This window comes from Shewanella sp. MF05956 (assembly GCF_059758055.1).
The window spans coordinates 59,762-78,587 of the sequence record NZ_JCAYNV010000014.1 but is presented as its reverse complement, the minus strand read 5'-3'; the positions used below and the strand labels follow the sequence as shown (position 1 = coordinate 78,587).

Annotated in this window: 13 protein-coding genes; 11 read left to right on the top strand and 2 right to left on the bottom strand. The window is 42.6% G+C overall.

Translation table 11 applies throughout. From position 1 onward, the window contains the following. Positions 1-303: 303 nt before the first annotated feature. Positions 304-1,050, top strand: a complete 747-nt coding sequence (locus AC19MX_RS15735; RefSeq protein WP_432400357.1) for a phosphatase — start codon at positions 304-306, stop codon at positions 1,048-1,050. Positions 1,051-1,175: 125 nt separating this feature from the next. Next, a complete protein-coding gene (locus tag AC19MX_RS15730; protein ID WP_432400315.1) occupies positions 1,176-1,784 on the top strand; it encodes a flavin reductase family protein in 609 nt (202 codons plus the stop codon). Between the two features lie 125 nt (positions 1,785-1,909). Here the strand turns inward: AC19MX_RS15730 and AC19MX_RS15725 are convergent, their stop codons facing one another. Continuing rightward, complete coding sequence (locus tag AC19MX_RS15725) at positions 1,910-3,667, bottom strand: DUF885 domain-containing protein (protein WP_432400314.1); 1,758 nt, start codon at positions 3,665-3,667, stop codon at positions 1,910-1,912. A gap of 282 nt (positions 3,668-3,949) precedes the next feature. Between AC19MX_RS15725 and AC19MX_RS15720 the strand changes: the two genes are divergently transcribed. The 4 genes from AC19MX_RS15720 to AC19MX_RS15705 all read left to right on the top strand — a co-directional run bounded on the left by AC19MX_RS15720 (position 3,950) and on the right by AC19MX_RS15705 (position 9,856). Next, the gene (locus AC19MX_RS15720) at positions 3,950-4,357 is read left to right on the top strand and encodes a hypothetical protein (protein WP_432400313.1); all 408 of its coding nucleotides are present in this window, start codon (positions 3,950-3,952) and stop codon (positions 4,355-4,357) included. 67 nt (positions 4,358-4,424) lie between these two features. After that, entirely contained in the window at positions 4,425-5,702 is a 1,278-nt protein-coding gene (locus AC19MX_RS15715) for a TolC family protein (RefSeq protein WP_432400312.1), read from the top strand. A gap of 45 nt (positions 5,703-5,747) precedes the next feature. Further along, the gene (locus AC19MX_RS15710; protein WP_432400311.1) at positions 5,748-6,722 is read left to right on the top strand and encodes an efflux RND transporter periplasmic adaptor subunit; all 975 of its coding nucleotides are present in this window, start codon (positions 5,748-5,750) and stop codon (positions 6,720-6,722) included. Between the two features lie 11 nt (positions 6,723-6,733). Continuing rightward, positions 6,734-9,856, top strand: coding sequence for an efflux RND transporter permease subunit (locus AC19MX_RS15705; RefSeq protein WP_432400310.1), 3,123 nt, complete (start codon positions 6,734-6,736; stop codon positions 9,854-9,856). 165 nt (positions 9,857-10,021) lie between these two features. On the opposite strand, the gene AC19MX_RS15700 is transcribed toward AC19MX_RS15705, so the two are convergent. After that, positions 10,022-11,818, bottom strand: a complete 1,797-nt coding sequence (locus tag AC19MX_RS15700) for an acyl-CoA dehydrogenase C-terminal domain-containing protein (RefSeq protein ID WP_432400309.1) — start codon at positions 11,816-11,818, stop codon at positions 10,022-10,024. 580 nt (positions 11,819-12,398) lie between these two features. On the opposite strand from AC19MX_RS15700, the gene AC19MX_RS15695 reads away from it, so the two are divergent. From AC19MX_RS15695 to AC19MX_RS15675, 5 genes are all read left to right on the top strand, one after another. Next, positions 12,399-14,840 (top strand): TonB-dependent receptor, encoded by a 2,442-nt coding sequence (locus tag AC19MX_RS15695; protein ID WP_432400308.1) that lies wholly within the window; start codon positions 12,399-12,401, stop codon positions 14,838-14,840. A 127-nt stretch (positions 14,841-14,967) separates the two neighbouring features. Continuing rightward, positions 14,968-15,630, top strand: coding sequence for a nitroreductase (locus AC19MX_RS15690; RefSeq protein ID WP_432400307.1), 663 nt, complete (start codon positions 14,968-14,970; stop codon positions 15,628-15,630). Positions 15,631-15,684: 54 nt separating this feature from the next. Continuing rightward, on the top strand, positions 15,685-16,626 hold the full coding sequence (locus tag AC19MX_RS15685; RefSeq protein WP_432400306.1) for an alpha/beta fold hydrolase: 942 nt from the start codon (positions 15,685-15,687) through the stop codon (positions 16,624-16,626). A 17-nt stretch (positions 16,627-16,643) separates the two neighbouring features. Then, complete coding sequence (locus AC19MX_RS15680; RefSeq protein ID WP_432400305.1) at positions 16,644-17,780, top strand: DUF2855 family protein; 1,137 nt, start codon at positions 16,644-16,646, stop codon at positions 17,778-17,780. A 139-nt stretch (positions 17,781-17,919) separates the two neighbouring features. Further along, positions 17,920-18,819, top strand: a complete 900-nt coding sequence (locus AC19MX_RS15675) for a bile acid:sodium symporter family protein (RefSeq protein ID WP_432400304.1) — start codon at positions 17,920-17,922, stop codon at positions 18,817-18,819. The last annotated feature ends 7 nt before the right edge of the window (positions 18,820-18,826 follow it).

The window sequence follows — 18,826 nt, the reverse complement described above, 5'->3', positions numbered from 1 at the left end:
GGTTTATGTTATCTATGCGCTTTATGTTAATCAGTCCGTATGTTTTACGCGTTAAATGCTGATAAACAACGGACTTTTTTACAAGTAACAGATGACACACTCAGTGTTATATTCGCCAATCGCTTGTAGATTCTGACGAGTCAATCCTCCCTAATTTTATACACCCGCCTTTCCCATAAATGGTCGTTTAGTGACATCCATATGCAGATTGAACATCAAAAAATAGCTCATATATCATAGAGAAAACAGACCTAACAGCGTAAACTGTTACTTCAGTTTTGAACAAAGAGAGCCAGACTTGTGATTAAATTCTCTGTTGATACACACGCCCATACTATCGCTTCTACTCATACATACAGCACGGTACATGATTATTTTTCAGTGGCTAAAAGCAAAGGAATAAAATTATTTGCGATAACCGATCATGGGCCCGATATGGCCGACGCGCCGCACTTTTGGCATTTTGTGAATATGCGAGTGCTACCTAGAATGATTGATGGTGTCGGTATGCTGCGTGGTATTGAAGCGAATATAAAAAATGAGCTTGGTGAAATTGATTTTTTCGGCAGCTATTTACAAGAACTCGATATTGTCCTGGCCGGCTTTCATGAACCGGTATTTCCGCCTTCAACGAAAGAAATACATACTCAAGCACTGATTAACTGTATTGAAAGCGGTCACGTTGACATTATCACCCATCCAGGCAATCCCAAATATCCTATCGACATTATGCGGGTGGCCAAAGCTGCGGCTCAACATAATGTCGCACTTGAAATCAATAACTCATCATTTTTAACCTCGCGCAACGGTAGCTTACCGAACTGCACTGCTATCGCGAATGCGGTAAAAAATGCTGGCGGTTTATTGGTGATGGGCTCTGACTCTCACGTTGCGTTTAGTCTAGGCGACTTTGATAAGTCCATTGAAGTGATTGAAACGGTCGATTTTCCAGTAGAGCGGTTATTGAATCGCAGCCCAGCGGCATTGTTATCTTTTTTAGCCTCTAGAGGCCACACCACGCTAGATGAATATGATGTACTGATTGATTAGTAATTTTATCGATCCATTCAATATCCTGTGGCGTAATGACTGCATATCAAAATTTAAACGCTGTTTAATTTTTTTAATGTTGCGACAACTTCAGTTTGAATACGCCATTATCCGAAGGATCCATCATGCATTTTACCAAAAACCGTATTGACGCACTCGATACACGCACCCGTGCACACTTTATTAATTCATTGTCGGGTTTTAAGAGCGCAAATCTCATCGGCACCCAAGATGCTCAAGGCCAGACTAATTTATCGATAGTGAGTTCGGTTATTCATTTAGGCGCTAATCCGCCACTTGTGGGCATGATAATACGGCCCCATAGCGTGGCTCGACATACGTTTGAAAATATTCTACAAACCGGTGTTTACACCATCAACCAGGTTAATCAGTCTATTTACTCTCAAGCCCATCAAACTTCGGCTCGTTACGACAGAGAAGAATCAGAGTTTGATGCCACTGGATTAACGGCAGAATACCTCATGGATTTTCAAGCGCCATTTGTAAAACAAAGTCGTCTTAAATATTCAGTCAAATTGGTAGAGCATCAACATTTAGCCATTAATGGAACTGAGTTCGTTATAGGTGAAATCATGGATGTGTATGTAGATGATAACGCGGTTGAAGCCGACGGATTTATTGATTTACACGCCCTCGAAACCGTTGCAATCACTGGGCTTGATAGTTATCACACAACGACTAAGCTGGCTCGTTTACCTTACGCTAAAAAATAATGCTGAAGTTTAACAAAGAAAAATCCGATTCAAATGACATTTGAATCGGATTGTTTATCTCTTTTTATGATAATAAAAAAGCAGTTATGAGATTGTGTTACTTGTTACTTGTTACTTGCCACTTTTTATTTCGAAGTTGCAGCTGGTACTGGCGTTAAAAAGTGTTGTTTTACCGCTTCTGCCATAAGCTTTGGTGGAATTAATCCTTGCTCTAATACAAAGTTATTAAAGGCTAAACGGTCGAACTTATCACCTAGGGCTAATTCTACATCGGCTCTAATTTCAAGTAATCGCGATAAACCGTAGAAGTAACTGCCCGCCTGCCCCGGCATACGCATGGTATAACGGTCGACTTCTTGTTTTACTGCCGCTTTTGAAAAAACCACATCATTACTGAGTAGATTATAAGCTTGCTCTTTAGTGGTTAAGCCTAAGTTGAGCATGGGGTCTAACATGGCACGAGCATTACGTAATAGGCGATGTTGCAGTGCAATCAATTGGCCTTCAATCGGTAAATATGGCAGCATTTCTGCTTCTGCATACAGTGCCCAACCTTCAACGTTAACGCTATTAAACGCATAATACACTCGGGCTAATGACACGCCCTGCTCTAGCATTACCGCAAATTGTAACTCATGGCCTGGCCTGCCTTCGTGAGCACTTAATGTGTAAGCGACAGCATCAAAGTTAAAATCATCATAAGCTGCATCGCCGCTTAACGCGGGGTTACCCGTGGTCAATACAAATTGACCTTGTTCACCCGTGTTACCAATAAACGGAGGTGGTAACATATGAGGCGCCGGACTGCCCGCTGCTTCTGCATCGCTGGCAAGGCGCATTATCATGTTACGCTTAGGTAAGTTGACAACGGCTTTATCGCTAATAATAGCTTCTAATTTTGTATTAATTTCACGGTAGTGATTTTCAATTTTATCATTCGATAACGATTGCTTTTTAAGCGCTCTTATCACATCACGATAGTCACTTGAAGGCATATCAAACTTTGCGGCCACTAACGGCGCTAATGCTTGCATGTTGGCTTTGGTGATCATGTAGCTTGCTTTAGCGCTCTCAATCAACAAGTTAGGGTCAATATCAATCCCAGCACTTTTAAGCTTTAATGCATAAATATCAGACGGCAGTTTGTAGTCAGTACGAGCATTAGGAATAACTGTTTTTTCGGCCCATTGACGGTAATCGGTAATTTGTTGCTGCAATAGCGCGAGGTTATCATCTGCCTGGCTGAATTTATTTTTATCAAAAAGCTGTTGTAAACCCTGGAGTAAGGTGTCTGTTCTGGCTAATGCTTGCTCAACTTCTTCTTTAGTTGGGCCGAGCAATGATTTATTGCTTAACGCCTTTTCAAACAACGTTTTAGCTTGCTCAGTTAATGCTACCTGGCCATTTTTACCGACATAACAAGCCAAACGCGTCATCGCAGCCTGTTTACGACTGTCTGCCATTTGCTCATCGAGTAATGCTGACACCCCACTAAAAATGATTAACGGTACATCAACCCAAGGCAGCATGTATTTGTCGTCTAACTGCCCTGACAAAATGGTTTGATCTATATTATCAATAATAATATTAAGATCCTGGCGCACGGGTAAAAGGGTTTCTGTTTCAAGCGCTTTTAATAATGTTTTTTTACTGCTGTTAAGCGTTTGAATATACTTATCTTGTTGTGCTTTTGTAATACTGCTACACAGATTATCAGCTTCTGTTATGCCAATAGAACTGGCCATTTCTGGCTGAAACTGACTTGTTATCTGAATTTGTTTATTGGTGTATTGATTACTAATATCAACCCATGAACCGGCCGAAGCCGTGATTGGCATTAACATCAACAGTGGGAGGATTGCGGAGATTTTTTTACCCGACATAGAAGAAGTCCTTTTGATTTGGCCTTTATTTAGCACATTATCTGGTTTATTCATTTAGCCTAATACTATAACTGAAATTCAACCTGAATAGAGAAACAGCCCATTAACTAATCTGTAACGAATAATTATCAACACATCTGCTTGATAATAAAATCTTTATTGAAAGATTCGATTGTAAATCTGATTACAGAATTGAGCTTATTGATGCTACAATTTGCCAAACGCATTAGCGTAAAATAATCACATCATTCACACACGTTAAAGAACAATAATAGAGTCAAGTTGAATACACTCAAAACGATATATAAAGCAATCAACAAGTCTCAATTGCTCTGTGCAATTTTAGGCCTGTTTTTCTTTATTCAAATCGTTTCTGTGCCCTTTTCTGTATGTGACGATCGTGACAGTGATAATTATCATGAGTCTTACACAACAGCGAGCGAACCTTATCAACTCACTGACTCTGATACCAAAATTGATGGATGTTACAGCCTCAATCTTATCGAATCTGAACATGACACGTGTATTGAGCAGTGTGAACATTGCAGTTGTTGCCAATATTTTCCACCTTGGCTTGATGTTCAATCCCACGCTGCACAGCTCAGTTTGATTGTAGGTCATGGTATTAACCTCATTGATTCTAAAATCATTATTGTTGCCAAAAATATCTACCGCCCGCCAATTGCTTAACCTTTAACTCACTCTCGACCGTCAAAACGGCCACACCTATTTAGTTGATTAAAGGGTTTAACTACTCATGTTTATTCATTACTCCTTGCTACGTAAAATATTTTTACGCAGTTGCGCAGTGTCGTTATCATTTTTGCTGATAACTAACGCAAACGCACAAACAGACACGCAATTATTGTCCTTAGACACCGCCGCGAAAATGACCTTGCAACGTCATCCACAATTGCACGTGTTTAAATGGCGCCAACAAGCATTAGAGGGCCAACGTTTAAGCGCCGATCAAGCCGCAGCTTATGAATTAGCCGTTGAGGCAGAAAACATCCTGGGCACCGGTGATTACTCAGGATTAAGTGCCATTGAAATGACATTAGCACTCTCGTCTTTAATTGAGCTTGGTGATAAACGAGCGGCGCGCACCAATGTTGTTGATACCAGTTACGCCTATGTAGAAGCACAAAGAAAAGCGGTGTCATTGGATTTATTAGGTGAAATGACTCAAGTTTTCATTACCACGTTGGCGTTGCAACAAAAACATCAACTGGCACAAGATGCAGCAGATTTAGCCAACACGACTTATCAGCAAATCCAAAGCCGGGTGAATAAAGGCGCTACGGCAAAGGTTGATGCATTACGGGCTAAAGCGAGTATGTTGAATGCCCAACTTGTTACTGCCGAGTTATCTGCACGACTTGATAGCCAAAAAATGTTGTTAGCAAGCTATATGGGCCAGCAACAGCCAACTTTTGAACAAGTCAGTGGAAATTTGTTTGCATTTAACTCCGTTGAATCTTTTGACTCATTGTATCAACGAGTTGAAGCATCACCGGCCATTGAGATGTATGCCACCCAAGAGCGTATTCGTGAAGTTGAATGGCAATTAGCTAAAAGTCAGTCCACTGCCGATATTCGTTGGCAAGTCGGGATAAAGCATACGCAACCTAACGGTGATAATGCCTTAATGGTGGGGTTTTCAATGCCATTATTTGCTGGTGAACGAAACCGTGGCAACCTGCAATCGGCAAACGCGGCGATAAATGAAGTGAGTGTCGAAAAAGCCGCATTGCTTGTCGCGTTGCGCACTCGATTATTTCAGGCTTATCGCAGTCGTGAGCAGCAAGTCAACACCGTAAAAAGCCTTCAACAAAACATTATTCCGCTGCTCACTGAATCATTAACCTACACCCAGCAAAGCTATCAAAAAGGCCGTTATCGCTATGCGGACTTGGTATTGGCACAACAAGAACTACTTGATGCGCGCTTATCACTAATTGATGCGGCAACCTCAGTGCTCTTAAACCAGGCCATGATTGAGCAATTAACAGCGCAATCATTAGCAACGCATTAATCCGTTTGATGCTTACGTTTTTAAGATAATGGAACAAATTAGATTATGAAAAATATCACATTACTACTCTGCCTAATATTGGCATTTCCTTACGCAGCTTGGGGCTCAGACGAACATGGGCATGATGAACATGATGTTCATGAAAAACAGCAAAACAAAGATGAGCATGGCCATGATGAACATGACGAACATGATGAACATGATGAGGAAGGTGTTAGACACGCCGAAATTGATGCGGATATTGCCCAACGTATTGGTATTAACACCGCAGAGGTGACATCTGGGACGATTGAAAAAACCATTCGCGCGTTTGCTAAGGTCAGCGTTGCACCAAATAACACTGCCAACATCAGTGCACGATTCCCTGGCGTCGTCACAGAGCTGTATGCCACCCTTGGCGATACTGTCGCGAAAGGCGCAAATGTTGCCAAAGTGGAGTCGAATGACAGCCTTCAACCTTATACTATCAAAGCGCCAATCGCTGGAGTGATACAAGCGCAATACGTCAATATCGGTCAAACCACGGACGATAAATCGTTAATGTTAATCGTCAATCACGATGTGCTTTGGGCTGATGTAAACATCTTCCCAATGGATCGCAGCAAAGTACACGTCGGTCAATCGGCTACTTTGCATGGCAATCATCAAACCTTTAAAGGCAAAATCAGTCATTTATTACCCTCAACGGATGCACACGCAGTCACTCACGCAAGAGTAAAAATTGACAATCAACAGGGTCAGTTTATGCCGGGTGACATGCTGTCGGTCAACATCGCAGTAGATGAAATGCCAGTGCCGCTTTTGGTGGTAAACGGGGCAATTCAGGAAGTCGACAATCAACAAGTGGTGTTTATCAAACAAGGTGAACGCTACGAGTTAAGGCCTATTACATTGGGTTACAGTGACGACAGATACACTCAAGTGATCTCTGGATTGGCATTAGGTGAGCAATATGTCGCTGAAAATAGCTATCTTATCAAAGCAGATATCGAAAAGTCAGCGGCTGCGCACCACCATTAAGGAGAAACACCATGTTTGAAAAAATTGTTCGTTTCTCTGTAGAACGACGTTTGTTAATGCTGTCGATGATCTTAGTGTTAATCGGTGTGGGTTTGTGGAGTTATCAGCGCTTACCGATTGATGCTGTGCCCGACATCACCAATGTTCAAGTACAAATCAATACTGAAGCGCCCGGCTTTTCGCCATTAGAAATTGAGCAGCGGATCACCTTCCCGGTTGAGTCTGCGCTCTATGGCGTACCGCACTTAAGTTATAGCCGTTCGATTTCTCGTTACGGATTATCTCAAGTCACCGTGGTGTTTGAAGATGGTACTGACATTTATTTCGCACGTAATTTGATTAATGAACGCTTGAGCTCTGTGAAAGGTCAGCTGCCTGTGGGGATAGAACCCATTATGGGACCTATCGCGACAGGGTTAAGCGAAATATTTATGTACACGATTGATGCTTTACCGGGAGCCACTCAACCAGATGGTTCTGCTTGGGATGCCATTGCCCTTCGTGAAGTACAAGAATGGATTATTAAACCACAATTAGCTCAAGTTCAGGGCATTGTGGAAGTGAATACCTTTGGCGGTTTCAACAAGCAATATCATGTATTACCCGACCCAAGACTGTTATTGCAACATGGCGTGTCTATGGAAGGTGTGGCTGAAGCATTACGCGCTAACAATAGTAATCGCGGTGCTGGATACATCGAAAAAAATGGACAACAACTGTTAGTTCGCTCGCCTGGGCAACTGAGTTCAATTGAAGAAATAGAACAAATTGTCGTGGGCTTGCAAGGTACAGAGCCGGTATTAATTAGTGATGTTGCCGAAGTGGCGATAGGTAAAGAGCTGCGTACCGGTGCTGCGACTCGAAACGGTCAAGAAACCGTGCTTGGCATGGCGATGATGCTCATTGGTGAAAACTCGCGGACAGTGTCGCAAGCTGCTGCGGCAAAACTAGAAGCGATTAAGCCATCACTACCCGAGGGTGTAACGGTCGATGTGGTTTATAACCGAACCACACTCGTCGACAAAACCATTGATACGGTAAAAACCAACCTGTTAGAAGGTGCACTGCTAGTCATTATTGTGCTGTTTCTATTAGTCGGTAATATTCGCGCCGCGTTGATTACCGCGGCTGTTATCCCGTTATCGATGCTTGCTACTATAGCTGGAATGGTACAAACCGGTGTTTCGGCTAATTTAATGAGCCTAGGCGCACTGGACTTTGGCCTCATTGTCGATGGCGCGGTGATTATTGTCGACAACTGTGTTCGACGTTTATCACTGGCTCAACAACAAAATGGCGCACTTTTAGTCCTTAAAGAGCGATTGAAATTAGTAGTCGATGCCACGCTTGAAGTCATTCGTCCAAGTTTGTTTGGCGTGGCTATCATCACTGTGGTGTACATCCCTATTTTCAGTCTGTCGGGTGTTGAGGGTAAAATGTTCCATCCAATGGCCATCACGGTCATAATGGCATTATTAGCTGCAATGGTAATTTCAATTACTATCGTACCTGCCGCGGTTGCGTTGTTTTTACGCGGTGAAATCAGTGAAAAAGAAAGTCCGCTGATTAACGGCGCCAAAGCGATTTATCGGCCATTATTGGAGTGGGTGCTTAATTGGCGCTGGCTTGTTGTGTCATGCACCACCGTGTTATTTGCCATTTCATTTTGGCTGCTCACTCAAATGGGATCGGAGTTTGTACCAGAGCTTGATGAAGGTGACATTACTTTGCATGCTATGCGCATTCCAGGCACAGGGCTTGAACAAGCGATAATCATGCAAGCGCAAATTGAACAACGCTTACAGCAATTTCCGGAAGTGGCTAAAACCTTTGCCAAAATTGGCACTCCAGATGTTGCAACCGATCCTATGCCGCCCAATATAGCCGACAGTTTTGTTATTTTAGCGCCGCGTGAACAATGGCCCGATCCCAGCAAGCCTAAAAACGACTTAATTGAAGAGTTAGAAGCGGCATTACGTGAATTACCAGGTAATAACTACGAGTTTGCCCAACCGATTCAAATGCGATTTAACGAATTAATTTCAGGCGTTAGAGCTGATTTAGGTATCAAAGTCTTTGGTGATGACCTTGACCAGTTATTGCAAACTGCCAATGACATTAATCAAGTGGTGTCGAGTGTTGATGGCGCTACCGACATCAGTATTGAACAGGTAACGGGTTTACCGATGTTATCGATTGTGCCAAAACGGATGGCATTATCGCGCTACGGCCTTAACATCAAGGAATTGCAAGATTTAGTCGCGACCAGTATTGGCGGTGAAACGGTAGGACAAATCTACCAGGGCGACCGACATTTTGAGCTGGTCGTTCGGTTACCCGAAGCCATTCGTGTGGATATCGACAACCTGCAATATCTGCCAGTACCATTACCCAATGGCGGTTATGTGCCGTTAAATGAAGTGGCAACAATAGTAACCAAACCCTCTCCGGCTCAAATTAGTCGAGAAAATGGTAAGCGAAGTATTGTGGTGACCGTGAATGTGCGAGATCGCGACCTTGGCAGTTTTGTCGCTGAAGTTAAACAACGTATAAGCTCTGATGTTAATGTACCGAGTGGATATTGGCTTGATTTTGGTGGCACCTTTGAACAACTAGAATCTGCCAGTAACACATTGACCATAGTGATCCCGGTGACCTTGTTGGTTATATTTGGCTTACTGATGATGGCGTTAAATTCGTTTAAAGATTCGCTCATCATCTTTACCGGCGTGCCACTGGCGCTTACTGGCGGTGTGTTGTCACTTTGGTTACGAGACATGCCACTGTCTTTATCCGCTGGGGTCGGTTTTATTGCGCTTTCTGGGGTTGCGGTGTTGAACGGCTTAGTGCTGGTAACGTTCATTCGTCAACTCTGGAGTGAAACCGGTGATTTACGCAGTGCTATTATCGATGGGGCTAATATTAGATTACGCCCAGTATTAATGACTGCATTAGTTGCCAGTTTAGGTTTTGTGCCTATGGCGCTGAATATCGGCACAGGTGCAGAGGTTCAACGACCTTTAGCAACAGTGGTAATTGGTGGGATAATTTCATCAACCCTACTCACCTTACTGGTGTTGCCGGTGTTGTATCAGTGGATCCATCGACGAGATCCTAAGCCGAGTCGCGATTAAACAAGTAGCTAACGACTTTCTATTAAATACTAATGATTGATGATTGATAGATTTAGTCTAATAAGCTGAAATATATAGTAAAATAAACAAAAACCGCAACGATAACGTTGCGGTTTTTTTATGTGAATTTAATGGTCTATTGAAACATCATTAACTTTATTCAGCTTAAAAAGCAAAGTCTTCACTGTCTAGTGCCATCATCGAATCAACACCGTTAGCTATACACGCTGCATGACCTTTTGCTCTAGGTAACATACGTTGGATATAAAATTGTGCAGTTTTGATTTTAGCTTCATAGAAAGCTGTCTCTGTGGTGCCCGCAGCCAGTTTATCTTGCGCAACTTTAGCCATTTTAGCCCAGAAGAATGCAAGCGTGACATAACCTGCAAACATCAAGTAATCAACAGAAGCACCGCCGATTTCGTCAGGGTTCTTCATTGCTTTGCCACCAATGAATACGGTCAGCTCATGCCACTCTTTTGCATACGCCATGATAGGTTTAATAAACTCAGCCATGGCTGGGTTATCCATGTTTTGCTGGCAAAATACAGTCACATCTTTAGAGAAAGGTTTTAACACTTCGCCTTGAGTACCAATAATTTTACGGGCTAACAAATCAAGTGCTTGAATACCGGTGGTGCCTTCGTATAGACAACTGATTTTTGTGTCACGCATCAGCTGTTCCATGCCCCACTCTTTAATAAAGCCATGACCACCAAAAATTTGCACACCGTGGCTGGTACATTCAAAACCAAGTTCTGATAAAAAGGCTTTGGCAATAGGCGTTAGCAAAGCAAGCTTGGTTTCAGCATCGGCTTTAACGGCCTCGTCTTTTTCAGCATGCCCAATATCCACCAATTGCGCTAGATAAGAAATTAACGCACGGCCACCTTCTGCAATCGACTTTTGGGTCAATAGCATTCTTCGCACATCTGGATGAACAATGATTGGATCGGCTGGGCCGTTAGGATTTTTAACACCACTAATTGAACGCATTTGTAGACGGTCTTTAGCATACGCTAACGCGCCCTGGAATGACGCTTCAGCGGCTGCAACCCCTTCACTTGCTACGCCAATACGTGCAGCATTCATAAAGGTGAACATGCATTTTAGGCCGCGATTAGGTTCGCCAATAAGGTGACCTGTTGCGCCATCAAAGTTGATCACACACGTAGCGTTACCATTAATACCCATTTTGTGTTCAATAGAGCCACAATTTACGCCATTGCGATCAGAAATAGTGCCGTCTTCATTAACGTTAAATTTCGGTACGATAAACAGCGAAATACCTTTATTACCTTCTGGCGCACCTGGAATACGTGCAATAACGATGTGGACAATGTTATCTGATAAATCATGCTCACCGGCGGAAATAAAGATTTTAGTGCCGCTTAATGAATAAGTGCCGTCGGCTTGTAATTCAGCCTTGGTGCGCAACATGCCTAAATCGGTACCACAATGTGGTTCTGTTAAACACATGGTGCCGGTCCACTTACCTTCAACAAGCTTAGGCATAAATTGTTGTTTTTGGGCATCTGTACCATGCGCTTCAATAGTCGCGAGCGCGCCATGACTTAAGCCTGGATACATCGCGAAACTGTGGTTAGCACTGGAAAACATCTCAGCGATACTGATGTTGAGAGAATGTGGTAAACCTTGGCCGCCAAACTCTTCAGATTGCGATAATGTTGGCCATCCACCTTCAACATATTGTGCATAGGCTTGTTTAAATCCATCTGGTGTGGTGACAACCCCATCCTTCCATGTACATCCTTGCTGATCGCCAATTTGATTTAATGGCGCTACAACTTCTTCAGTTAATTTAGCCGCTTCAGCAATAATGGCATCAACCATATCAAGGCTGGCATCTTGATACCCTAAATGTTGATAGTGCGCTTCGCACTCGAGCAATTCTTGCATAACAAATTTAACATCACGGATGGGGGCTTTGTATTTAGGCATTGTTGCTCTCCAAATGAGTCTTTAAACATTAATGGGTTAGAAATAAGTCGATACCTTTATAGCATCCACTCAAAATAGCGTATCTCTGATGCTAAATTAACTTTAAGTATTATCCAAATGCATAATAATTATATGTACACATTCGTCATAATTATAGTTAGCAGTGGGTTTCATCCATAAAAAGCCTAACCATCCACGCTTCGTATAACCTACTAATCAACACTCAACGACTAAATTTGAGTAAAAACACTAGTTTACTGCCCTATTATTCATTATATGAATAGTTGCTTATTAAAATAATTGATTTGTTTAATGTTGTAACACGCCCTAGCATGATTTGGCGGTTAATTGTTCACTATAAGTGGTAATTTCGTATTTTCAGGATAAGTTTTCGATCAGAAATTTGAGAAGAAAATGTTGTGCTGTTGATTCCCCTTGTTGTTATTGAATATAGCTGTTTTACAAAGATCGATAATTACACATTACAAACAAGAACGCTTAAGCGTCGTATATATCTTTGGTAATTCAACGTATTAGTTAAGCTTGTTTAATAGCAATTAGTCTTTATCTGGGGAAATAAATGAATAATAAATCACAGATTTTTAAGTACTCTGTTCTTTCGTTAGCGGTGTTGGGTGTACTCAGTTCAACCGCTTATGCCGATGATGAGAAGCCAATAAAAAAAGATGACGATATGGAACGTATTGTTGTCACCGCCTCAAAAAGAGCAAAAGGATTACAAGAATCACCTGTTGCAATCACTGTGGTCAGCAGTAAAGCCATTGAACAGGCCAAAGTCATGGACATTGATGACTTACAAACTTTAGTGCCCACCTTACGTGTTACCCCATTACAGCGTTCAACCAATACTAACTTTGCCATTCGTGGTTTTGGTAATGGTACCAATAACACCGGTATTGAGCCCTCTGTTGGGGTATTTATCGATGGTGTTTATCGCTCACGCGCAGCAGCTCAAATTGGTGACTTACCAAGACTGCAACAAATTGAAGTATTAAGCGGCCCGCAAAGTACCTTGTTTGGTAAAAATGCTTCAGCAGGTGTCATTAGTGTCAGCACACGCGAGCCGGCCTATTACCAGGAAGGTAAAATTGAAGCGGGTATTGGCAATTTTAACCAAAGAGTAATGAAAGGTTATTACACCAATGGCATAACCGATAATTTGGCCTTTAGTGTCTCGGGCGGTTTTAATACTCGTGATGGTTATACAGAATCGGTTTCGGGTTTAGGTGATATTAACGACAAAGATCGTTGGAATGTGCGTGGACAAGCTCTGTATGAACCGACTGAAGATGTAAAACTGCGCTTAATCGCAGATTACAGCAAAATAAACGAGGCATGTTGTACGGTTGAAAACTCAATCAATGGACCAACTACCGGTGCTGTACGGGCATTAGGTGGAGTGGATTTAGACGAAACCAGCTCTTTTGCATATAAATCAGCATTGAACTCAGACCCCATCAACAACGTTAAAGACGGCGGCGTATCACTGCAACTGGATGTTGATTTTGACGGTTACTCATTTACCTCAATCAGTGCGGTACGTAATAACGAATCTGATTTTATGAATGATGTTGATTACACCTCTTTGGATATTCTCAACGAAGGTGGCTATACCGACATTGATACCATGACTCAGGAATTTCGCCTCGCATCAACGGACGAACGTCAATTAGAGTGGATGTTTGGTGCATTCATATTCCATGAAGAAGTCACTACAGGCGACACGTTGTATTACGGCAATGACATGAGAAATTACTTTGATGTCCTCATGTCAGCAGGTGGCGCACCAGGTTTGCTCTCGGGTGTAGAAGGCGCTTATGGTCTTGATGCTGGCACATTTTTTTCAGGTAACACGGCAGTCAGTTCAGAGTTTAAACAAGACAACGATGCGTATTCTTTATTTGCCAGTTTTGATTACCACATTAATGACCAATTCACGGCAATTTTTGGTGTGAGTTATACCAATGACCAAAAAGAAATCACCATTTCTCAAAACCATAACGATGTGCTTTCTGCGCTTGATTTAGCCACCGTACCGACATTATATGGTGTGCCTATTGGTAACATTCCACAACTTGCTCCTGCAGTACCTGTATTAGAAAGTCTGCAATTTTTACCGCCGATGTTAGGTTTGCCTAATGCGGCAGAAAACAATGAGTCCGATGACAGTAAAGCCACTTGGTCTATGCGTTTGGCTTATGAAATCAATGACAATATTAACGTTTTTGCAACAGCAGCAACGGGCTTTAAAGCCACATCGTGGAATTTATCGCGTTATTCAAGTCCTTTTGCTTCAGATCAGGCTGCAATAGAAACCGCAGGTATCGCACTGCCGAATCAAGTTTATGGTGGCCGCTATGCTTCACCTGAAGAAGCCATGGTGTATGAGATTGGCATTAAAACCCAATTTGAAAATGGCTCGTTTAACGCAACAATATTTGACCAAACTATCGAAGGTTTCCAATCATCAATCTTTATCGGTACGGGATATGTGCTAGCGAATGCGGGCAAACAAAGCACCAAAGGTATCGAGTTTGATTCAAATTATAACTTAACCGACGATTGGTCATTTACATTGGCAGGTACTTTCCTTGATCCAATTTATGACTCGTTTGAAGGAGCATCTGGTTTAGACGGCCCAGTTGATTTGTCTGGTGAAAAACCTGCGGGTATTCATGAAGTGAGTATCACTGCCGGGATTGTCTATAACTTTGAAGTGTTTAATGGTGCAGATGGTTATGTTCGTACAGATTATCTCTACGAAAGCGATGTTAAAGTTGCCGAAAATACCCCTGAATCTCTTTCGCGTGAAGTCAATACGTTTAATGCCAGTACAGGCTTGGCCTTCGATAATGGCCTAAGTTTGCAACTGTGGGTGCGTAACTTAACCAATGATGAGTATTTATTATCGGCCTTCCCACCTCCAATTCAGGCGGGCAGCTTTAATGGGTACCCAAATCAACCACGTACTTTTGGCGCGAACATTTCGTACCAGTTTTAATTAACCCAACCGTCTGTAACGTCAGTAAGCATATTGCCGACGTTACAGATTTTTGACCGTAAGAAACTCATTTATGCCTGAAAAACAGGTATAGCCTTAATGATAAATAACAATAAGAGTTGTCACTATGTCTATAGAATCTATTTTAAAAAACCGTTATTCAGTTCGTGCATTTCAAGACAAGCCAGTGCCTGACAATGTCTTAAAACAAATCTTTTCTAGTGCGCAACTTTCACCCTCAAATTGTAATGTCCAACCTTGGCAACCGTGTGTGGTGTCTGGTGCGACAAAAGATAAGCTAAAAACCAAGTTTATTGAAACCTTGATGAGCGGCGCCTCACCTAACCCAGATTTCAACTGGTTACCGCAATATCAAGGAGTACATCGCGATCGTCAATTTGGTTCAGCGAATGCGCTGTATAGCTCAGTCGGTATCGCTCGCGAAGATAAAAAAGCCCGTCAAATGGCGATGGTACGCAACTGGCAATTTTTTGATGCCCCTCATGCGGTGTTTTTTACCATGGACAAGTATTTAGACATTATGGGTGCCGTCGATTTAGGCATTTACGCGCAAACGTTATCGTTAATTATGGCAGAACACGGCGTGTCTAATTGTATGCAAGGCGCGCTGGGGCAATTCCCTGATCCCGTTCGTGAAATCTTAGGCCTACCTGACGAACGCGGCATTCTATTTGGCATGTCATTTGGTTACGCCGATGACACGGCACTTGTCAATAATACCCGTACCGAACGTGAAGCACTTGGCACTGCGGTTACCTTTTTCGAATAACCCACTTTATTTGGCTCGACTTGACTCAGTTTATATTCAGTATGGAGATGGCATATGTCACTAGCGCATCATTATATCGACGTCGATGGTGTTAACATTCATTATGTTGAGTCAAGTCCTCAAGCATCTCAGCCGATTGAAACATTAGTTTTTTTACATGGATTTCCAGAATATTGGGGAACATGGCGTAAACAACTGGCATTTTTCGGCCAACAATATCGGGTAATCGCACCCGACTTACCCGGATATCACCTTAGCGACAAACCCACTGATGCCGCGTTTTATGCCGTGCCAAACCTGATTGGCTTTATGGGTAAATTTATTGGCGCGATAAGTCCAAATCATCCCGTAACCTTAATTGCCCATGATTGGGGCGGCGCAATTGCCTGGCCGTTAGCCGCGTTTAACGCCTCGTTGTTAACTCGTTTAGTGATATTAAATGCAGCGCATCCGAGTACCTTTACCCGTGAGATGATCAACAACTCAAATCAGCGCAGTAAAAGTGCTTATATTCATGAGCTTATTGGAGCAGAAGCGGAAAACCTACTAACACAAGATGATTACCGTTACTTAGTCGATAAGATTATGCAGAGCCAACAACCGGCTATTTTTACCCCTGACGTGTTAGATGCCTATCGGCAAGTCTGGCGACAACCGGGGGCGATAAATGGCATGTTGCAATATTATCGTGCCATGCCACAACTTGCGCGTAACGACACCCAGACTGATGTTAAGCATGACACCAACGTCTCTTCATGCGATCAGGTTAAACACACTTCAGAGCTAAAAATACCTAATATTCGCATTAATCTGCCCACTCTTGTGCTGTGGGGCGAGCAAGATTTGGCATTCGTGAATGAAAACCTCGATGGCTTAATTGAATATGTGCCGAACTGCACCATTAAACGCTTTTCTCAAACCAGTCACTGGATCCAACATGAAAGACCCAACGAAGTAAATAAGGCAATAAGTGATTTTTTAACTTCAATACAATAATAACAAAAAGGTAATTTATGACGGCTACTCAATTTACACCAAACCGTGCTGCGGTATTTGAAGTCAGCAAAAATGATCTCCAAACCACTCGGGTGATCGATGTCGATATCACTACGCCAATGGCGCACAACGAAGTGTTATTGCGGGTCGATAAATTTGCGCTAACAGCCAATAATATCAGCTACGGTATTGCCGGTGATGCCTTAGGATATTGGCGTTTTTTCCCGTCAAATGAACCTCAACATTGGGGACGCTTGCCCGTGATGGGCTATGCCGAAGTAATTAAATCAAAAAACGATCAGATATTAGTGGGCGAACGAGTGTGGGGATTTATGCCTATGGCGACCCACCTGATTATTCTGGCAGGACATGTTTCGCAGTATGGTTTTAGTGATGTTAATCCTTGCAGAGAAGGCTTATCTCCGGTTTACAATCATTTCGATCGCGTGGGTGCTAATCCCTTTTATCGCGAGCAAAACGAAGACTACGATATTTTATTGCGCGGATTATTGACCACATCCTGGTTGGTTGACGACTTTATGTTCGACAACCAGTATTTTGCTGCCAAACAATACCTGATTACCAGTGCATCAAGTAAAACCAGTATTGCCCTTGCTTACTGCATCAAACAGCGGGGTGAACGTCCCGCCATCGGCATCACCTCACAGGCGAATAAAGCCTTTGTGGAGTCACTTGGTTGTTACGATAAGGTCATCAGTTATCAACAAATAACCGAGCTAGACCCAACAGTAGCATCAATACTCGTCGACATGGCTGGCGGTAAAACCACTTTAGCGGCTATTCACCATCATTTTAGTTCACAGCTCACCTACTCTTGTCGCATTGGGGCTACACATCACAACGACATCGATATCAGCCAAGCAGGTGCAGAAACCAATCTTCCTGGCGCGACGCCGACATTCTTTTTTGCCCCGACACAGCTTAAAAAACGCAGTAAAGATTGGGGCACAACAGAAACGATGAAACAAATGAGCCTCGCATTGCTCGGTTATATCGACTTTTGTAAGGGCAATATCTCGACTCATCATATACACGACCTCAAGCAAGTTAACGATGTTTATCAAACGGTGTTAGCAGGTACTGCCGATGCTTCGGTGGGTATCGTCGTTAACCCAAATGGTGTGTGCAAATAGCCAGGTTATAGCGCTGGCAATGCGACCTGTTAATGAATAAACAAACAAATTTAAAACGGATGTTTTCCCTAACTATTGCCTAGCTTTTACCTTTATTAGCTAAGGTTTATCGTTTTTACTAGAGGTTATTATGGACAATATGGAACTGATAACGTTGGTCAACACACAAATTATTCCAGTGTGTATCTTCTTGATTATGATGGGAATGGGTTTGTCGCTGGTGGTCAATGATTTTAAACGCGTCATAAAATACCCCAAAGCGGTAGCCATTGGGTTAACGAATCAACTCTTACTGCTTCCAATCATAGGGTTTGCGCTGGCCAGTATCATGCCATTAGAGCCTGAATATGCGGTGGGTGTCATGCTATTAGTGTTATGTCCTGGTGGCACGACATCGAACATGTTTTCACATTTGGCCAAAGCGGATGTCGCCTTGTCTGTCACCATGACTGCGGTCGCCAGTTTAATCACAGTGTTTACTATTCCTGTTGTGCTCAATTTCTCGCTTATTCACTTTATGGGTGAAGGCAGCGAGTTTCAGTTACCCATTATGGCTACCATGATCAGTCTAATGAAACTCACCATTGTACCGATAGCGGTGGGCATGTTAATCAGGCGATATGCGCCAAAGCTAGCAGAAAGCACACAAGTGCACGTGTCACGTTTCGGTATTTTATTTTTAACCTTACTGATTATCTTTTTGACTTATATTCAACAGGATATTGTTATCCCAGCACTGATTGCAGCTGGTCCCGTGTCTATTATCCTCAATATTTCAACCATGCTGTTGGGTTATTACTCGAGTAAATGGTTTGGCCTTAACTTTGCTCAACGTACTTCAATTACCATTGAGGTGGGCTTGCAAAACAGTACGTTATCAATGTTTATGGCACTTACACTGCTCGCTAATTATAAAATGTCATTCACACCAGCCATTTACACGCTTACCATGCTATTTACGGCAAGCGTTTTAGTCGGTATGTTAAACACTAAATACATCAAAGCTAGACAGCTAAGGGCGTCTATCGCCCAAAGCTAGGGTTAAG